Below are 17464 nucleotides of genomic sequence, written 5' to 3'. Positions count from 1 at the left end.
TTACTTTGCCTCCTTTTGTTGGTAATCATCAATCTGTTTTTGAATTGCCGGCGGCGTCTCCACGTACTCGTTCTTCAAAAACTCAGAAACTTTCTGTTCAGGTTGACTTTCTACCTGTTTCATTGCTTCGTCTACTTCAGTAGAGACTTGATCGATGTAATCCTTCTCCTGCTGGTCATCCCAGAGCTGTTTATCCTCAAGGAATTTCCGCATCCGCACCAACGGATCCTTGGCATGCCATTCCTGCTCTTCTTCCTTTGTCCGGTAACGGTGCGGGTCATCACCAGAGAGAGTGTGCGGGCCGTAACGGTAGGTGAGTGTTTCAATCATCACTGGACCATTACCCGCCACAATCCATTCACGGGCCTGACGAGCCGCTTCATAAACGGCTAGCACATCCATCCCGTCAACCTGAAGACTAGGAATCCCAGCGGCCATTGCCTTTTGGGAAAGGGTCTTGGCTGCCGTCTGTTTACTCCGCGGTACTGAAATCGCGTAGAGGTTGTTTTGGACCATAAAGAGGGCTGGTGCCTGATAAGCTCCAGCAAAGTTCATTCCTTCGTAAAAGTCACCCTGCGAGGTCCCACCATCACCCGTGTAGGTGTAGGCGAGGTTGGCTTTGCCATTTTTCTTGATGCCTAGCGCAACCCCAGCAGTTTGCACGTACTGGGCCCCAATAATAATCTGTGGCGGCACGGCCTGAAAATCTTCGGGGTAGACATTACCAGCGACGTGACCCTTAGACCATAGGAAGGCCTTCCACAGTGGCAACCCGTGCTTAACTAGCTCGGGAACATCCCGGTAACCAGCTAGTAAAAAGTCATCCGGTTTCATCGCGTAGTTGGAGCCCATCTGACTTGCTTCTTCACCACTAGTTGGCGCAAAGAACCCCAGGCGGCCCTGCCGGTTCAGCTTAGTAGTCCGATCATTAACTACCCGTGACCACACCATCTGCTTAAATAAGTCTACTAGTTGGTCATCGCTTAAGCTGGGCATCAACTGGCTATCCACTACCTGGCCCTTTTCATCCAGGACTTGGAGCGGTTGGTCAGTTGGTGTGCGCTTCAACTTTTCAAAATCTATTTGTTTCATCCAAAAACATCCCCCTTTGACAGAGACGGCAAAAAGCCTCAAGTATAGCGCTTACATTATTTATTGTAATATCTTTTGAACGTGGTTCAACCATTGTGGTAATCTGCACGAAGTAAAAAGCACCTGGAGCGGTAATTATCAACCGACAAAAGAGCAAAAATATTTTTTCATGTGAAAAAACGATCAACATCGGTATTAGTTGACAGTTGCGCTAAAATACAAGTAACTATTGCTTGCAGAAAGGAACACCGTTTATGAATCGTCATCTTGATATTTTCAAGCTCAGCCAGGTTACCATCCGCCGATCGAAAAAGGAGTTGAAACAACAGGGCGAGCACCAGTGTCATCTGGTGAGTCCCCTGCTTCTTGGAGATTACGTTCCCGTGGATCGCGATCCTGTCGAACTTATTAAAATGACCGAGGCCAACATGATCTCGGAACTACTACCACTACGTCACCAGCGTATGTCCGCCAGCCTCTTTGCCTTTTATCGGGGAACCGCCGACTTGATGGAAGACGATTTAAAGAAGCAAAACCAGAGTATGATCCCCATCATCATTTGTGGTGATGCCCACCTCAACAACTATGGTTTTTACGCTTCACCAGAGAGAAAGTTACTGTTCGACCTTAATGATTTTGACGAAGCACGGATTGGCAACTGGGAATCAGATCTCAAGCGACTACTAGTTAGCGTCCTGCTAGCAGGTAGTGAAAATAATTTCTCAGCCGACAGTCTCCACGATTTGTGCCGTCGGGTGGTGAAAGTTTACCGCAAAGCCATCAAATACTCCTACCACCAGTCGTTAACTAGTCGCTTTTATTCTAGTTACGAAATCCACGACATGATGGAACAGCTGCACGAAGCCGACCACCTTACCGAATCGTCACATCTGGCCCACATTCTTCAGAAGATTGTGGTCAAAAGTTCTAAGTCGAATTCTGAAACCATCGTTGAAAAGAAAACCGTCAAGGAGAAGAATGGTCGCCGTCGTTTTATTGATAACGTTCCCCGGGCTAAACACGTTGACGAAAACACTTACACCGCAATTGTCAACGGTTTTTACGAGTATCGCAACCACTTGCCGGCCGACGTGAAGGTGTTGCTTGCCAACTACACGATTATTGACATCATCCGTTATAGCGTCGGGGTTGGTAGTTTTGGTACTCGTTGTTACCTGCTCTTGCTTGCCGGCAACGATGGTTCCCACCTCGTCTTACAAATGAAGGAATCGCTGCCGCTACGTTATAACCTGTTACAGTTGACGGTCGACGATGTCATCCGTCGTTCAGTTAACGCCGGCAACCGAATTGTCACTGCACAAAAAGTTCTACAGTCGGCATCCGATCCCTTCCTCGGTAGCACCCATTTTGGTCACCGTTCTTACTATGTTCGTCAGTTTCGGGACATGAAGGAATCGATTGATGTCGGTAAGTTAGATTGGGAAGGTTTTGCTCTTTACTCAGAAATCTGTAGTTTTCTCCTAGCTAAAGCGCATTTTCAAAGCCCGACTGCGCCAATGATTCGCGGTTACCTAAAGGGCCAAAAGAAGGTTGATTTAGCCATTGCTGATTGGGCAGCGCACTATGCCCAGCAAGTCAAAAAAGATTACGCAGCCTTCTTAGCCGGGCTTGATGACCATTTTCAACTACGTTAATTTGCTCCACCGTTTCTTAAAGAAGCGGTGTTTTTACGTTGATAACAAGTTTTCTTTTGAAAGCGATTTTACATTTCTTAGTTATCAAGCTATCATAAAGGTGTAACATCAACTTGCAGAAGGGAGCGACTAAAAATGGATTACTTTTCATCAGATAATTATTCTCGTGGCAATAACCTTAACCGTTTCCTCGCGAAGACCTATGGGTTAATGTGCTTAGCGGTCTTTATTTCAGCTGTTACGGCTTCTCTTGTCATGAATGTTTACGCTGATCAGTTTTCTGCATTTATTTCCAATAGTCGGTGGGGCATCTGGCTCATCATTTTATTGCCAATTGCACTCACCTTTATCATTAGCTTTGATGCAACCCGCAACCCTTTGTTGAGTCTAGTTCTCTTAGCAATCACCGCAATTGTTTATGGGATCACTTTTTCGTTCATTGCTGAAGCCTATACTGACGCCAATATTGCGACCGCCTTTATTTCGGCTGCAGGTGTCTTTTTGACCATGTCTTTAATCGGCACTTTCTCCAGTCGCGATTTCACGCGGCTTGGCGCCTATGCAAGTGCTGCTCTTATTGGGTTAGTGATCGCGATGATCATCAACTGGTTTTTCCGTAATCCAGCCGTGGACTACCTGCTTTCCTTTATTGCTGTCGGGATCTTCACCGCATTAACCGCCTGGGATGCCCGCCAGATGAAAAACATTTTCTTCCGTTATGGCAGTAGTCAACAAGTTGCTGGACTGGCCATCGTCGGTGCCTTGCAGCTTTACTTGGATTTCGTTAACCTCTTCGCTAACTTTTTAACCATCTTTAGCTTTGGCGATGATCGCTAATTTTATCGTATAACAAAGAAACTCCCGGCAAGGGCTCAAAACCACTGCCGGGAGTTATTGTTTATAGTTGTTTTAGTGCTTGGCCGATCGGTGTCTGTCCACTTCTCATCATAATGACTTGACCATACGCTGGCTTTAATGGCAACACATCGGCTAATACTCGGGCGACGTCAGGAATTGGATTGGTTGTATCATCACCTTCACCCAGCGTTACCTTACCAGTAGCCGGCTTTTCGGTCAGTGTGGCCGGCTGAATAATTGTGTAATCCAGTTGGGTATTATCGATCAGGTACCGGTCAGCAAAGAACTTAGCAATGTTGTAGTCGGTAATGTTGGCTAGTGCCGGATATTGTGACCACTTAGCTGGTTGTAAAGCGTACATCGAACTCAACATCACGTAGCGTTTAATACCTGCTGTTTCAGCAGCTTGCATCGTCTTCACCGCCCCCATTGCGTCGGTTTGTAAAAGATCTTTACCTCGTGAACCAGCGGTGAAGTAGACTGCCAATGAACCGTGCATCAGTTGAGCAAGTTGGTCAACACCGTCGTGAAGGTCCATTTTAACCGCAGACACACCTGTCAACTGGACCACCCGTTCCGGATGGCGCGCTCCTGCCACCACCGCGTAGCCACTAGCAACCAGGTACCTAATTAATTCGGTGGCAACGCGTCCAGAACCACCAGCAATAAATACTTGTTTCATCAGGGTTCCTCCTTTATTACTTCATTGCTAATATAGCTTATTTTTTGTAAGAACTAAAGCAAAAACGTTTTCTGGTAACCGTTTTCAAAAAACGCTCAATTCAGCTTTACCTTGCGTTATACTGATGATAAGAAATTAAGGAGGATAATCATAATGCGTCAAGATATTATTCATGATCCAGCGAAGATCAGCTGGATTCTCAACCAGTGCAACATCTTACACCTTGGATTAACCAACGACCACGGTGCCTACGTGGTTCCTGTTCACTACGGTTTTACCCAGCAAAACGATGGCAGCTTTGTTCTCTATATCCACGGAACCGGCGATGGCGAAAAGGCCGCTGCCCTCGATTCAGGCAAGGCCATCGGTTTTGAGGTCGACCACGGCCACGAAAACCTCGTCTACACCCCGCCTTCGCCAACAGAATTCAACCCCTCTTTTATGAGTGTCATTGGTAATGGTCTTCCTGAACGGATTACGGATTCACAGAAAAAGGCAAACGCCTTGAAGGCAATCATTCACCACTACGTCACCAAGAGCCCGGTCGCAATCATTCCTGATGAAGTGAAGGACATCAATGTTTGGCAAATCAAGGTCAGCAACATCACGGCCCGCGTCAGCAGCCCGACCAAGTCGTGGCAGCAGGCCCTTCACCTCAACCAGCCACTAAATCGTGGTAAACACTACGATGAAAACGGCGGTTTACTCTATGATGACTTTGCCGACCAACCGGTTGATAATGATAGTGAAGACAGCGACGCTTCGACGGGCGCTTCAACAACAAAAGATTAATAAATCCTAGTAAAAGCCACCAGCAGCTGACTATTCAATCAGGCTGGTGGCTTTATTCTACTTATTTTTACTGTTTATTATCTGCAAACGTTGCTTTAATCACGATATCATCGATTTCGCGGCTTTCGCCTTTCAACATCTTGAGGAGCACTTCTGCTGCCCGTTCTCCCATATAGGAAGGATTTTGTGAAATGACCTGGGCATATGGGCAAATTGCCTTAATTAAGCTAGTATCAGCAAAACCTGTCACCCTGGTACTTTCCTGGTTAATCAGGCCATCTTGCATTAGTCGCGGCAAGAATTCTAGCAGCCACCGTTCCTTGAGACTAAATAGCATGGTCTTTTGCTTCTGTTTCAGCAAGCTGACCAACTGATGATAAACCTGCTCACGGTCAAAGTGGTTTTCGTCAATTTCCACGACACTAACATCGTTTGCACTGTCAACGATTCCCTGATAGCGTTCCTGACGAGTTGATGCCTGCTTAATGGTTGAAGAAAGAACCACCACGTGTTTGAACCCTTCATCGACAAAATGCTGAGTAGCGTTGCTGGCCGCCTGGTAATTATCAGTGACGACTTGTGGCCATGGTGACCGCTTGAGTTCCCGGTCAAGGATCACAACCGGAAAATGACGGGTCAGCTCGCTTTGGATCAAAGCAGTATCACTGGTTAGCGGCTGAAACAAGAGCCCGTCGAACCCGTGGATATTAACTGAATTTAAAATGCGCTTTTCGTGGGACTGGTCCGCCCCGGAATCGAGCAATACCGGGACGTAACCCGCGGCTTCCAGTTTGCGAGAAGCACCCTTGAAGATCTCAGTGGAGAAGTAGTCGGCGACGTTAGCCACCACGATCACCACAATCATGCTTTTATTGTGTGACATTTCCCGGGCTGCCGGGTTAGGAATGTACTGTAGTTTGGCAATCGCTTCTTTAATTTTGGCCGCCGTTGCGGTCGTCATCTTATTGGTTTTGCCGTTAAGGTAGCGCGAAACTGTTGCTACCGATACGCCGGCTAATGCCGCCACGTCGCGGATGGTCGGCCTTTTTTTCTTTTTCATTATTTGCACGTTAACTCACTCCAATTTGCTTGAACATTTTACCTGACTTTCCAGACTGACGCACGTAAATTTTCCGCTTGACTGTCCTGTTATTTTTAGTTTTGGGTAACAGGTTAACCAAAAAATTAATAGTATAACGGTTAACTTGCCGCTATTATTGTATTCATCATTATTATACTACTTTTTTACCAGTTGCATTATTTTGGTTAACAGGTTACACTACTTCTTGTAAGCGATAACAACTATTGGAGGGGATTTAATGAATGATCGGACGTTGATTGACCCACAGAAGTTTGCCCTGCGCTTTGCCCAAACGGCTGTCGCGGAGGGGATGAAGAACGATCAGCTAGTCCATGAAGCAAAGAAGTTTTTGATGGGCTACCTGACCGCTTACTACCTCGTCGAAGACTTTAATTCGATTGAACGGCAGAACTTCGGCAAGGCTGACGCCAAGAAGTTTGAAGACATGACCTTTGAAGAACTGCTCGAACGGGTTAAGGAACTCAATAAGTATTAAGGAGAGACAAATTATGACTTTGATTTTAAATACCTGGATTTTTGAAAAAGACGTTCAAAACGGTACTAGTCAAGTTGACTTGGTTGACCGGGTTAGGAAGCTTGGTGCTGACGGGATCGAAGTACGTCGTGAATACTTCAAGAACTTTGATAGCGAACTGGACGGTGTCGCTAAAGCTGCCGCTGCCGACCACCTGATCGTCAACTACAGTGTTCCTGACGTGGTCTTTGAAGATGATGGTTCCATCAACCCAAAGCTGGGCCAGTACTTTGAAGAAGGCCAGAAGATGGGCATCAGCAAGATCAAGTTCAACACTGGTCACTTCGACAACTACCGTGGCAACCTGGCCGCTGACTTTGCTAAGTTCCCACTGGCTGCAATCAAGATGAACGTTGAAAATGACCAGACTCCTGTTTCTGGTACGCCTGATGCCATTTACACCTTCCTGGAAGCCGCTCGTGAGGCCGGCTTAAACAGCATTGGTTACGTTTATGACCTGGGTAACTGGGCATTTACTGGCTTTGACGCTGTTGAAGCTGCTAAGAAGCTGGCACCATTCTGTGACTACATTCACTTAAAGAACTCGATGCTGGATGCTGAAGGTAATATGACCACCACTGCTGATTTAAGCAAGGGAATGTTTAACTGGCAAATCATTGTCAGCTATTTGCCAAAGGATGTTCAATTTGCCCTTGAATTCCCAATGGACAACGACGAATTGATCGCTTCACAAATTAAGCTGTTCAATGACGCACAGAATTAAACAATTTTAAATTAGTTAAAGTAAGGTGAGTTAAATTGTCGTCAACAATTATTGCAATACTACTATTAATTACCTTTATTGCCTTTATTTTTTACATCATCAAGGGCGGTAACCTGATGATTGGTTTCTTCATCATGGCGATTCTCTGGTCGGTTATCGGCCTGGTACCATTCAACGTCGCCATTCAAAAGGTTTTCGCTGAACCAGCACTTAAGTACGGGCCAACGATTATCTACATTGCTTTCGGTTCCTGGTTTGGCCGGGTTCTGGTTGACAGTGGGATCGCCCCAGGGATTTCTGCCGCAACTAACAAGGTCGGCAAGAAAAAGCCGCTGCTGGCAGCTGTCTTAGTTGCCCTTGTTACCTGCCTGATCTTCGTTAGTGCTTACGGTGTCGGTTCCGTTATTGCCATCGGGGTTATCCTGTTGCCAATCCTGCTTTCAATCGGGATGCCACGGGACCTCGCCTTGTCACTGTTTGCTCTTTCCATTGGTGCGCCAATGTACATCAACGTTGTTTTGTACAACCAAATGAAAGCCTTTTTCCCGAAGTCAATCTACGGTGGGAAGTACCTGCAGTTTGGTGTCTGCGCGATGGTTGTCCAAATGGTCATCGTTTTACTCTTTCTTTTCTTCCACCGCAAGAAGATTAACCCGGCAAACGCCGAAAAGAATCTGGCAATCATTGGTGCCAACGACAATGCTGACGAGATTAAAAAGGTTTCGCCAATTACCTACATTGTGCCGATCATCCCGGTTGCGATGAACATGCTCTTCAAGTGGGACGCTGTTCCTGCACTGGTCTTCGGTGTGATCGTTGCCATGCTGCTGACGGGCCAGTTTAAGAACTACAAGCACATGGTTAAGTTCATGAACGATACCATTTCCCAGGCGATTAGTGATATTGCCGGTTTGGTAATGTTCTTGATGGCCCTGACATTCTTCAGCGGCGCTGCTTCAATTGACGCTGCTAAGTTCCGGCCAATTATTTCTGCAATCCTTCCCCACAATACCCTGGTACTGTGTTTAGCATTCGGGATTCTCTCACCATTAGCCCTCTTCCGTGGACCGTTGCAGGTTTGGGGTGCCGGTGCCGCAACTGCCGCCGTATTGGCTGGTACCGGGCTCTTCAGTGACGTCTTCATGCTGCCATTGATGTACACCGCAACATTGTTTGCGATTTCCACTGACATTACCCAATCATGGAACGTTTGGGGTCTTGATTACATGAAGGTTGAATCCAAGGACTTCTTAAAGCTCGGGGTTCCAGTAATGTGGATCGTATGTATCATCAACGAATTACTTGTTTACCACTTCTTTGGTTAGAAAGGTAGGAATATATCATGAGTGAAGTTATTACAATCGGTGAACCATTAGTCACTTTTTGTTCTGAAGAACCAGACGTTTCATTAGCAGACGCCCTTGAATGGCACAAAATCATGGGTGGCGCTGAACTAAACGTTGCTATCGGTGTTAAACGCCTCGGCCACACCGTTCAATACATTTCCCGGGTTGGTGAAGACCCATTTGGTGAGTTCGTTAAGAAGACCATTGCCAGCCACAAGGTCGGCACGGAATACGTTTCTTACGACCCTGACCACTGGACTGGTCACCAAATTAAGCAACGGGTAACCAAGGGTGACCCACAAGTCTTCAACTACCGGAAGAACTCTGCAGCCTGCTTCCTGACTAAGGACATCATCAACAAGGTTGACCTCTCCGACGTTAAGATTGCCCACATGTCTGGGATTTTCCCAAGCATTTCCGACACCGCCGAAGAAACTTTCCGGACCCTCTTCAAGCGTCTGAACGACAACAACATCCTGACCACTTATGACCCGAACCTGCGTGACACCTGGAAGAGTCATGACTACATGGTTAAGACCGAAAACGAATTAGCAGGTTACGCTGACATCGTTATGCCAGGGGTCGAAGAAGGTAAGATTCTGATGGGGTCTGATGATCCTGAAGAAATTGCCGACTTCTACTTGAAGGGTGAACGCACCAAGACCGTTATCGTTAAGATTGGTTCTAAGGGTGCCTTCGTCAAGACGGCTGATGGCGACAAGTACACTGTTGCCGGCTTCCACGTTGACCAAAAGGACATCGTCGACACTGTTGGTGCCGGTGACGGGTTCGCCCTCGGGGTTATTACTGCCCTGCTCGAAGGCAAGAACATGAAGACAGCCGTTATGCGTGGTAACGCCGTTGGCGCACTGCAAATTCAAACGCCTGGCGACAACGACGGCTACCCAACACCTGATGGTCTGAAGAAGTTCTACACTGAACAGGGGGTTACCGAAGAATAATGAAGCTGCAAGTCGCCATCGACCGGGTTAGCCTGGATTACGCCAAAGAAATTGCGTCCAAGCTCGACCCAATTGTTGATATCATCGAAATGGGGACGTCCCTAGTAAAAGATTACGGGTGCTATGCCCTGCAGAAAGATCAGTTAGGCATCCACCATGCTGAACTACTCCTTGATACCAAAACGATTGACGAAGGAAAATACGAGTTTGAACAGGGTTTTGCCATTGGCGCTGACATTCTGACGGTAATGGGTGCGAGTGCTATCGGCACCCTAACCACCTGCTACCAAGTTGCCGAAAAGGCTCACCGGCAAATGTTCATTGATTTGATGGAAGTTAATAAGGAAAAGACACAGCAATTACTAGGCTTTGACCACGCTATCTATGGCATTCACCATGCTAAGGACAGCAGTGCTAACTTTGATGCCGCCGCATCAGTTGCTCAGTTCCATGCTGACTATCCACAAGTTCAGCGGATTAACGTCGCCGGGGGAATCGACCTGGAGCAGGCAGCTAAACTCAGTCAGCAAGGAATTGCTGACACGGTGATCGTCGGCAGTAAAATCATGAAGAGTGACGACCCTGTTTCCGCAGCACAAAAATTCATGAAGGTGATTAAGTAATGGCATTAGTAGAGCAAGTAAAAGCAGAAATTGATAAAGTATTGGACCTTGTCGACGAAAGTCAATTGGACGACGTCGAACCACTGTTAACTAAGGATAAACGGATCTTCGTTCTGGGTGCCGGCCGTTCTGGACTCATGGCCCGCGCATTTGCGATGCGGTTGATGCACATCGGCTACACCCCTTACGTCATTGGCGAAACCATCACCCCATCAGTTCAGGCGGGTGATGTCCTGGTCGCCGTTTCCGGTTCCGGTAACACCAAAAGCATCGTTGAACTCGCCGAAAAAGCGAAGGATAACGGTGCCACCCTCATTGGTGTCACTAGTAATAGTGAATCCAAGTTGGCAAACCTGGCCGACAAGTCAATTGTCGTTCCCGGGGCTACCAAGGCTGGTGACGGAGTAAAGTCGATCCAGTTGTTGAGTACTCTCTTTGATCAAACCGTTCACATTACGCTTGATGTTTTATGCCTCAAGCTGAGCCGGCGCGACCATACTTCAAATGCTGCTGCTGCGCACACTCACAGCAACATGGAATAATCAAAGAAGGTTAAAATATGCTAAAAAAGTTTCAAGCCCTAAAGGCTGTCCAAGAAGCCGGTGTCCTGGCCGTTGTCCGGGGAACCAGCGAGGAGAATTCTTATCAAACCGCTGTGGCCAGCATCAAGGGCGGTGTTAAGGCAATTGAACTTGCCTTCACTTCGCCAAATGCCGACGTGACTATCAAGCGGTTGTCAGAAGACTATGCTGACGATCCGGAAGTCGTTGTTGGTGCCGGGACCGTGCTCGATGGTCCTACTGCCCGGATGGCAATGGTCGCTGGTGCCCGCTTCATCGTCAGCCCGTCATTCAATGCCGAAGTCGCCAAGCTTTGCAACCTGTACGCAATCCCTTACATGCCAGGTTGCTTTAGCCCAACCGAAGTTCAAACTGCGCTGATGAGTGGTTCCGATGTCGTCAAGATCTTCCCTGGCGCAATTGCTGGCACCAAGATGATCCACGAACTGCACGGTCCATTCCCGCAGGCCAACTTCATGCCAAGTGGTGGTGTTTCGCTGGCTAACCTGAAAGACTGGTTGGTAGCTGGTGCCTTCTGCTGTGGTGCTGGTGGCAGCTTGGTCGGCCCTGGTTCCAAGGGGGACTACGAGCAAGTTACCAAGAACGCCCAACAATTCCACGACGAACTGGCACGGATTCGTCAAGAACACTAGTTATCTAAACAGACAAAAAGGGAGCAACAATGGCCTCTAACGTTCTGGTAGTCCCGAACGCTAGAGGCCATTGTTGTACCGCCTGTTAACTTTTAGTGTGAATAAGAGGGATTATGTCGCAACGCTTTTTCTGTTTCTGTATTAAAATTCTTTCATCCCTTGGTACTGACGATGCAGGATTAGCACCAGGATAGTTGCAATAGCCCCGTAAACTGCCCCGACATAGCCCAGGTTTTTCATTGCGGTGAAGCCCACTGCTTGAGAAGCGGTAAACGACCCCAATGAGATCCCAATATTAGCAAAAATGGAGTTCAGCGAAGAAGCGAGGTCTAGTGACTGTGGGTACTCTTTTTCAGCAATGTCTAAGAACATCAACTGCGTCGACGACCCATAGCAGGAAAAGGCAATACATAACAAGGCAATGAGGACAATTGCCACCCACTTGAGTGTTAAAACACTGGCGAAAGCCAAGTAAAGCACCGTCATAGTAGCATAAATTGACCACAGCTTATGCACCCCACCACGGTCTGCCAAGTAACCACCAAACTTGTTGCCGATGATAAAGAAAATCCCCATGCCAAACAATAACCAGTTTAGCCAAGAATAGTCAAACCCCATCCCATCAGTAATTAACGGCCGAATATAGGTGTAAATGCTGTAATCGGCAGCGCAGACACAGACAATAAAGCAAACTCCCAACAGAACACGAATGTCTTTCAAGAGAACAAATTGTTTATTGAAGGAACTTTTTACCTGCGGCGTATCGCGCGGCACCAGCCAGACAAGCAGAGCAAAAACGATGATTGTCAACCCGGTAATCATCCAAAAACTATCATGCCAGGTCAGCGTATGACTAATAATTGTCCCAATCGGAATCCCCACAACCGATGCAATACTGAAGCCGGCAAAGACCCATGAAACCAGGCTGGCCCGTTTTTCGCGCGGTGCCACGAAGCTAGCCATTACCAACACTAGTGAGATAATCGCTCCGGCTACTGACGCAGTCAGGATTCGTGATAATAGCATCGAGATAAAGTTTGTTGCTAGGGCCGTCCAGGTGTTGCCAATAAAGAAAATCACCATGAGGACCAGCAGCACCCGGTGCCGTTTCCAACGGTTAGCCAGTGAGGTAATCAACGGCGTACAAATTGCGTAAACCAGCGCAAACACTGTTACCAGTAATCCAAGCTTCGAAAGAGAGTCGTGGTACTGGTGCGCAATGTCGGGAAGGACACCAACAATCATGTACTCGTTACAACCGAGCATAAACGCTACGAAGACAAAAAGAATTGCTTGAAGTCGGTATTTCATTTTGATTTAATTAGCAGATCATGCTCTGCCTTGTCCTTTCTTCAGATTGTCGTAACCAAAGTATTTTAACAAAGGTTCCCTCTTGTCGGAAGACCCCCATGCTAAGTTTTATTATTAAAATTAGTTAACAAACGCTGTTCCCGCGGTCAGCATCCCAAAAATAATCCCCGGAAAGTTGGCAATGATCACCGGCCAGTCCTTTTGGTGGGGCTTACTCCACCCGTAAATGACCCACAAAAGTGCGTTGATGGCCGCAAATAACGGCTGAACTGGGGAAACAGGTTTTCCCGCCAAGTTAGTACTAACCTGACCGACATACGACGAATACATCAGTAAACAAGCCACAGTTGCTACCCGCCCTGTCAAGCGGCGCTGCATTGCTTGCCGTTTCTGTTGCTGAAGGTCTGGGTTAACTTGTACTGTTTTTTTCATCGTCATTCCTCCCCTTCCCAATCTCGGAAGCCATGATAAGACCAGTCATCACGATATTCAACCGGTTGACACGTTAAAGTTCAGAATGTACGATGTTTTTGAAGAAAGTAAGTGGCCGAAAACCACGGTCCTGCTTACTGGACGAGGCTTAGTCATAGGTCTCTTAGTTGTCACTAATGGATGATCACTAACGATTAATTAAGTTACTGATCAACAACGTTGCTATCTGTAATCAAAGGAGGAATTTTGATGAAAGCTTTAGTCATGACTGGCGTCAAAAAAATGGAAGTCCAAACGGATTACCCCAAACCAACGCCGAAGCCGAATGAAGTGCTGATTCACACCGCCTACGCTGGGATTTGTGGGACCGACAAGGGACTCTATAATGGTTTACCGGGGTCAGCTGACGCCGTTCCGCCAATTGTCCTGGGTCACGAAAATTCCGGGGTGGTTGCCGCCGTTGGTTCAGCTGTTACCGGCTTTAAACCGGGTGACCGTGTCAGCATCGACCCAAATATCTACTGTCACAATTGCTTCTACTGCCGGACTTCCCGTCCAGAGTTCTGTGAACACCTTGATGCTGTCGGTGTCACCCGCGACGGGGGCTTTGAGGAATTCTTTACCGCGCCAGCCGAAGTGGTTTACCACATTCCTGACAACGTTTCGCTGAAAGCTGCAGCCGTTATCGAACCCATTTCATGTGCAATGCACGCCATTGACTTATTGGAACTCCACCCCTACCAAAATGCCCTGATCATTGGGGCCGGTTTTGAAGGGATCCTGATGGGACAGATCCTGCAGTCCAGTGGTGTTCGTGAAGTCACAATGGCGGCCCGCAACCAGAAAAAGCTCGACATGCTCCACGATAAGTTTGGCTTCCAGGTAGTCAACAACAAGACTCACCCAGAAGATATCAAAGCAGAATCGTATGACATCGTGATCGAAGCTGTCGGCCTGGCTGCAACTCAGGAACAGGCAGTTGAAGCTGCTCGTCGTGGCGGTCAGGTACTGATGTTTGGTGTTGGCAACCCAGACTCCACCTTTACGATTAACTCCTACAAGATCTTCCAAAAGCAGCTGAAAATCCAGGGTTCATTCATCAACCCTTACACCTTCGAAGATTCCATCGGTCTTCTCCAGTCAGGTGATGTTGATCCCCTTCCGCTGATGTCTCACGAACTCGACTTAAGTGAGGTCGAAGACTTCGTGAGCGGCAAGTTAACTGGCGTTACCAAGGCCATTGTCAAGGTCGGCGGTGAAAACGCCTAGTTGATTTGATTGACATAACATCGCAAAATCCCCGTGGCGTACGTTTCGCCACGGGGATTTTATCGTCTTCGTAATAAATTACTTTTGTTCCATCACGGTTTCACCGTTAGCGGTAATCGTGAAGGTCTTGTTAGCAGCGTCAGCGTCCAGGACAGCGACGTTGTTGCCATCTTTATCTTGGCGAGTGATCTTGATCGTCGTCTCAGATGGCGTTTCAACCTTGATGGAACCGTCGAGGTCAAAGGCTGCAAACTTGTTACGCCACGACAACAGATTCAGCAAGTTCTTAACCACTGGCCGTTGAACTTCCTCGGACACTTCTTCCTTGCTGTAGTAGTGACGGTTGATGTTTCGCCCTTCCTTGGTCTTTTCCAGCAGCTCCAGGTCATTGGTTCCGGCTAGTAAACCAACATAGTAAACCATTGGAATACCAGGAGCAAAGATCTGGAATGCCCGGGCCAGCAAGTAAGCCTTGTCGTTGTCACCCAGAGCTGAATAGTAAGTCGAGTTAATCTGGTAAATATCCAGGTTGTTGTATTCAGCACTGGAGTACTTCCGCTTAACGTTGGCCCCGACCTTGTAGAGCTCGTTAGAAGCATACTCAATTTCGTCGTCAGTCAGAATATCCTTCGCATCCACTACCCCAATCCCGTCGTGGGTGTCGAGGGTGGTAAACTGCTTCATCGGGCTCATCTTCAACCACTTAGCTAACCGGTTGGTCTTTCCGGAGTACAGAGTGTAGAGGGTGGTCATTGGTAAAGTGAAGTCGTAGATAAAGAAGTTGTGTTGCGAGATCTTCTGCGGAATAGTGTAGTGTTCGTGAATTTCTGGCAGAATGATTGCCTTGTATGGTGCCAGGATATCTTGAACCTTGTTCAGCAGGTCCCAAATTTCTGGTTCAACGAAGAAGTCGTTAGTGCCGACCTTCTTAACCGCGTAAGCAAAGGCGTCCAGACGGATCATGTCGGCCCCGTGCTTAATCATGTCGATCAGTGTTTCCTTGAAGAACTCGTTAGCCACCTTGCTCTTCACGTTAATATCAATCTGCTCTTCGCCAAAAGTATTCCACAGGTGTTCCGTCGTTCCGTCGGCAAAGTCGATTTCCTGCTCAGGAGCCTTGTCCTTCCGCTTGTAGATCATATCAATATCATGCTGAGTTGGCCGCCCTTCGCCAGCCTTTTCCCAGAACTTTTCCCAGCGGATAAAGAAGTCATTGTACTTGGAATCATCGTGCTTAGCCTTGAAGTCCTGGTACATCTCTGACTTCTTTGAAATGTGGTTGATCATGAAGTCGAACATCAGGTAGTAGTCTTCACCTAATGCTTCAACGTCTGACCAGTCCCCAAAAGCAGGATCCACAACGTCGTAACGGTAAGGGGCAAAACCACGGTCCCCGGTTGACGGGAAGAACGGTAGCAGGTGCACACCACCGATCGCATCCCCAATATACTTATTCAGTACTTCGTGGGTTTCCTTAACATTCTTACCCATTGAATCAGAGTAGGTAATGAGCATTGCTTTGTTTTGAATTGGCATGGTTAAAATCCTCCTCGGAAATAATTAATAATGACAAATCACGACAAACAACATTACTTAGTGGCGTGGCGGCGGGTTGCCAAGAAAATAATCAAGGCAATCAGCAACAAGACCACCCCGTAAATCGGGAACGGTGCAGCTAATCCCATTCCGCTCATCGGCTTGCCAGTCAAATGATTAGTCCATTCGGCAATCGTCGGCGAGAAGAAGGAGCCGAAGTTAAACCCGATCAAACACAGTGACGTTACCAGTGGCTGCCGGTCAGCTGGCGCCAAATCAGGTAACAGGTTGAAAATCAGTGGTGACACCAGCTGCAGCGGGAACCCGATTAACAGTAGGCCGAGAACCATCAACCAGTAGTTGTCCCCTGCAAAGCCGAACAGGAAGTTAGCCAGTGCCATCAGTCCCAAGCCGAGATAAACGGTCCCAAAACCGAGTCGGTCCTGTATCCACCCGTAGGTAATCCCCCGAGAGTGGCACCGATCAGCATCAGGGACAAAAACATCGAAGCTCCCGTGTAGTGCTCACCGTTGATGGCAACGGCCAAGCCCGGAAAACGGTTCTCCATCCCGACATAGTCAACGACCAGCAGGAACGCGAATAACACTAGCAGACCAACCACCGGACTAATCTTTGTAATTGGTCCGTTTTCGTCGGTTAATTCTTCTGCAAGGTTGTCTTCATCCACATGGTCGTCTTGTGCTTGACTTTCTTCCGGCACACGCAGTGCAAAGAAGAAAAGCACTGCAAAAGCCAGGAAGTATACCGCAAACGACGACCGCCAGCCCAGGTAGCTCAGTAGGAGTCCGGCAATCGTTAGCGTCAACGCCTGGCCGACTTGTTCGGCGGCAGCCCGCCAACCGAGCATTTGTGCCCGCTCCTGTCCATCGTACCATACCGAAATAACGGAGATGGCCTGCGAATTATAAAGACCGTAACCAGCGCCTAAAATCAAACGCGACAACAGGATGGTCGTGTAGTTATCAACAAACATCGGGACAATCCCGGCCAAGCCGACGATCGTGACCCCGGCCATAATGATCTTCTTATCCGAAATATGGAACCATTGCTGAATCAACGGTGAGAGCACCACGAAAATCATCACAGCAAATGACGGCGTCGTGACTAAGTATTCCGACTGCGTCTGGGTGATGTGCATTGCTGCTTTTAACTGCGGCAGTGAGCCTTGAATGGCATAAGCACTAGTCACCATCAATGAAACCGACAGGAAAGCCAGCTTCGTTATCATCGAATGCTTCTTGCTCATAGTATCCGGTCGCTCCTTGAATATAATAGTTTGATCAATAGTGATCAAAGTTCTTCGGATAAGTTGCACTGATAGCGGTTAATTGT

General features: G+C 47.7%; 17 protein-coding genes and 1 pseudogene. 11 read left to right on the top strand and 7 right to left on the bottom strand.

Translation table 11 applies throughout. The features are described 5' to 3' along the window. Positions 1-1092: a pyruvate dehydrogenase (acetyl-transferring) E1 component subunit alpha gene (pdhA, locus tag C1710_RS05435; protein WP_102280867.1), complete on the bottom strand. Its 1092-nt coding sequence runs from the start codon at positions 1090-1092 to the stop codon at positions 1-3. Between the two features lie 254 nt (positions 1093-1346). Between pdhA and C1710_RS05430 the strand changes: the two genes are divergently transcribed. Beyond that, positions 1347-2747, top strand: a complete 1401-nt coding sequence (locus C1710_RS05430; protein ID WP_102280864.1) for a DUF2252 domain-containing protein — start codon at positions 1347-1349, stop codon at positions 2745-2747. Positions 2748-2882: 135 nt separating this feature from the next. Next, the gene (locus C1710_RS05425) at positions 2883-3584 is read left to right on the top strand and encodes a Bax inhibitor-1/YccA family protein (protein ID WP_102280862.1); all 702 of its coding nucleotides are present in this window, start codon (positions 2883-2885) and stop codon (positions 3582-3584) included. A gap of 61 nt (positions 3585-3645) precedes the next feature. Here C1710_RS05425 and C1710_RS05420 read toward each other — a convergent pair whose 3' ends face one another. Continuing rightward, positions 3646-4287, bottom strand: coding sequence for an NAD(P)-binding oxidoreductase (locus tag C1710_RS05420; protein WP_102280859.1), 642 nt, complete (start codon positions 4285-4287; stop codon positions 3646-3648). 153 nt (positions 4288-4440) lie between these two features. Between C1710_RS05420 and C1710_RS05415 the strand changes: the two genes are divergently transcribed. Then, positions 4441-5079 carry a pyridoxamine 5'-phosphate oxidase family protein gene (locus C1710_RS05415; protein ID WP_102280857.1) on the top strand — a complete coding sequence of 213 codons (639 nt, stop codon included), beginning with the start codon at positions 4441-4443 and terminating at the stop codon, positions 5077-5079. 67 nt (positions 5080-5146) lie between these two features. On the opposite strand, the gene C1710_RS05410 is transcribed toward C1710_RS05415, so the two are convergent. Continuing rightward, a complete protein-coding gene (locus C1710_RS05410) occupies positions 5147-6139 on the bottom strand; it encodes a LacI family DNA-binding transcriptional regulator (RefSeq protein WP_102280854.1) in 993 nt (330 codons plus the stop codon). Between the two features lie 259 nt (positions 6140-6398). On the opposite strand from C1710_RS05410, the gene C1710_RS05405 reads away from it, so the two are divergent. Genes C1710_RS05405 through C1710_RS05375 form a run of 7 tightly spaced genes read left to right on the top strand, consistent with a single transcriptional unit; the run spans position 6399 to position 11563 of the window. Beyond that, positions 6399-6656, top strand: coding sequence for a hypothetical protein (locus tag C1710_RS05405; protein WP_102280852.1), 258 nt, complete (start codon positions 6399-6401; stop codon positions 6654-6656). Between the two features lie 13 nt (positions 6657-6669). After that, positions 6670-7419, top strand: coding sequence for a sugar phosphate isomerase/epimerase family protein (locus C1710_RS05400; RefSeq protein ID WP_102280850.1), 750 nt, complete (start codon positions 6670-6672; stop codon positions 7417-7419). A gap of 35 nt (positions 7420-7454) precedes the next feature. Then, positions 7455-8744, top strand: a complete 1290-nt coding sequence (locus C1710_RS05395) for a transporter permease (protein WP_102280848.1) — start codon at positions 7455-7457, stop codon at positions 8742-8744. 17 nt (positions 8745-8761) lie between these two features. Further along, complete coding sequence (locus tag C1710_RS05390; protein ID WP_102280845.1) at positions 8762-9727, top strand: sugar kinase; 966 nt, start codon at positions 8762-8764, stop codon at positions 9725-9727. Next, positions 9727-10350 carry an orotidine 5'-phosphate decarboxylase / HUMPS family protein gene (locus C1710_RS05385; RefSeq protein WP_102280842.1) on the top strand — a complete coding sequence of 208 codons (624 nt, stop codon included), beginning with the start codon at positions 9727-9729 and terminating at the stop codon, positions 10348-10350. Before C1710_RS05390 ends, C1710_RS05385 begins: the two co-directional genes overlap by 1 nt. Next, positions 10350-10892 carry a 6-phospho-3-hexuloisomerase gene (hxlB, locus tag C1710_RS05380; protein ID WP_102280840.1) on the top strand — a complete coding sequence of 181 codons (543 nt, stop codon included), beginning with the start codon at positions 10350-10352 and terminating at the stop codon, positions 10890-10892. The genes C1710_RS05385 and hxlB overlap by 1 nt, the downstream gene beginning before the upstream one ends. A 17-nt stretch (positions 10893-10909) precedes the next feature. Further along, positions 10910-11563, top strand: a complete 654-nt coding sequence (locus tag C1710_RS05375; protein WP_102280838.1) for a bifunctional 2-keto-4-hydroxyglutarate aldolase/2-keto-3-deoxy-6-phosphogluconate aldolase — start codon at positions 10910-10912, stop codon at positions 11561-11563. Positions 11564-11704: 141 nt separating this feature from the next. Here the strand turns inward: C1710_RS05375 and C1710_RS05370 are convergent, their stop codons facing one another. Together C1710_RS05370 and C1710_RS05365 are read right to left on the bottom strand one after the other, a co-directional pair. Next, entirely contained in the window at positions 11705-12874 is a 1170-nt protein-coding gene (locus C1710_RS05370) for an MFS transporter (RefSeq protein ID WP_102280836.1), read from the bottom strand. A gap of 120 nt (positions 12875-12994) precedes the next feature. Next, a complete protein-coding gene (locus C1710_RS05365) occupies positions 12995-13306 on the bottom strand; it encodes a hypothetical protein (RefSeq protein ID WP_235857976.1) in 312 nt (103 codons plus the stop codon). A 249-nt stretch (positions 13307-13555) separates the two neighbouring features. On the opposite strand from C1710_RS05365, the gene C1710_RS05360 reads away from it, so the two are divergent. Further along, a complete protein-coding gene (locus C1710_RS05360; RefSeq protein WP_102280834.1) occupies positions 13556-14575 on the top strand; it encodes a zinc-dependent alcohol dehydrogenase family protein in 1020 nt (339 codons plus the stop codon). A 78-nt stretch (positions 14576-14653) separates the two neighbouring features. Here the strand turns inward: C1710_RS05360 and gtfA are convergent, their stop codons facing one another. Together gtfA and C1710_RS05350 are read right to left on the bottom strand one after the other, a co-directional pair. Further along, on the bottom strand, positions 14654-16111 hold the full coding sequence (gene gtfA, locus C1710_RS05355; protein WP_102280831.1) for a sucrose phosphorylase: 1458 nt from the start codon (positions 16109-16111) through the stop codon (positions 14654-14656). 53 nt (positions 16112-16164) lie between these two features. After that, positions 16165-17378, bottom strand: a pseudogene (locus C1710_RS05350) (MFS transporter). Positions 17379-17464: the final 86 nt, after the last annotated feature.

It is taken from the genome of [Lactobacillus] timonensis, assembly GCF_900240275.1.
Lineage (GTDB): Bacteria > Bacillota > Bacilli > Lactobacillales > Lactobacillaceae > Limosilactobacillus > Limosilactobacillus timonensis.
This window is presented reverse-complemented; position numbering and strand designations above follow the sequence as displayed.

Excerpts from the sequence above, each read along its gene's own strand:
- pdhA (WP_102280867.1), bottom strand. The coding sequence starts at position 1,092 with ATGAAACAAATAGATTTTGAAAAGTTGAAGCGCACACCAACTGACCAA.
- C1710_RS05430 (WP_102280864.1), top strand. The coding sequence starts at position 1,347 with ATGAATCGTCATCTTGATATTTTCAAGCTCAGCCAGGTTACCATCCGC.
- C1710_RS05425 (WP_102280862.1), top strand. The coding sequence starts at position 2,883 with ATGGATTACTTTTCATCAGATAATTATTCTCGTGGCAATAACCTTAAC.
- C1710_RS05420 (WP_102280859.1), bottom strand. The coding sequence starts at position 4,287 with ATGAAACAAGTATTTATTGCTGGTGGTTCTGGACGCGTTGCCACCGAA.
- C1710_RS05415 (WP_102280857.1), top strand. The coding sequence starts at position 4,441 with ATGCGTCAAGATATTATTCATGATCCAGCGAAGATCAGCTGGATTCTC.
- C1710_RS05410 (WP_102280854.1), bottom strand. The coding sequence starts at position 6,139 with ATGAAAAAGAAAAAAAGGCCGACCATCCGCGACGTGGCGGCATTAGCC.
- C1710_RS05405 (WP_102280852.1), top strand. The coding sequence starts at position 6,399 with ATGAATGATCGGACGTTGATTGACCCACAGAAGTTTGCCCTGCGCTTT.
- C1710_RS05400 (WP_102280850.1), top strand. The coding sequence starts at position 6,670 with ATGACTTTGATTTTAAATACCTGGATTTTTGAAAAAGACGTTCAAAAC.
- C1710_RS05390 (WP_102280845.1), top strand. The coding sequence starts at position 8,762 with ATGAGTGAAGTTATTACAATCGGTGAACCATTAGTCACTTTTTGTTCT.
- C1710_RS05385 (WP_102280842.1), top strand. The coding sequence starts at position 9,727 with ATGAAGCTGCAAGTCGCCATCGACCGGGTTAGCCTGGATTACGCCAAA.
- hxlB (WP_102280840.1), top strand. The coding sequence starts at position 10,350 with ATGGCATTAGTAGAGCAAGTAAAAGCAGAAATTGATAAAGTATTGGAC.
- C1710_RS05375 (WP_102280838.1), top strand. The coding sequence starts at position 10,910 with ATGCTAAAAAAGTTTCAAGCCCTAAAGGCTGTCCAAGAAGCCGGTGTC.
- C1710_RS05370 (WP_102280836.1), bottom strand. The coding sequence starts at position 12,874 with ATGAAATACCGACTTCAAGCAATTCTTTTTGTCTTCGTAGCGTTTATG.
- C1710_RS05365 (WP_235857976.1), bottom strand. The coding sequence starts at position 13,306 with ATGAAAAAAACAGTACAAGTTAACCCAGACCTTCAGCAACAGAAACGG.
- C1710_RS05360 (WP_102280834.1), top strand. The coding sequence starts at position 13,556 with ATGAAAGCTTTAGTCATGACTGGCGTCAAAAAAATGGAAGTCCAAACG.
- gtfA (WP_102280831.1), bottom strand. The coding sequence starts at position 16,111 with ATGCCAATTCAAAACAAAGCAATGCTCATTACCTACTCTGATTCAATG.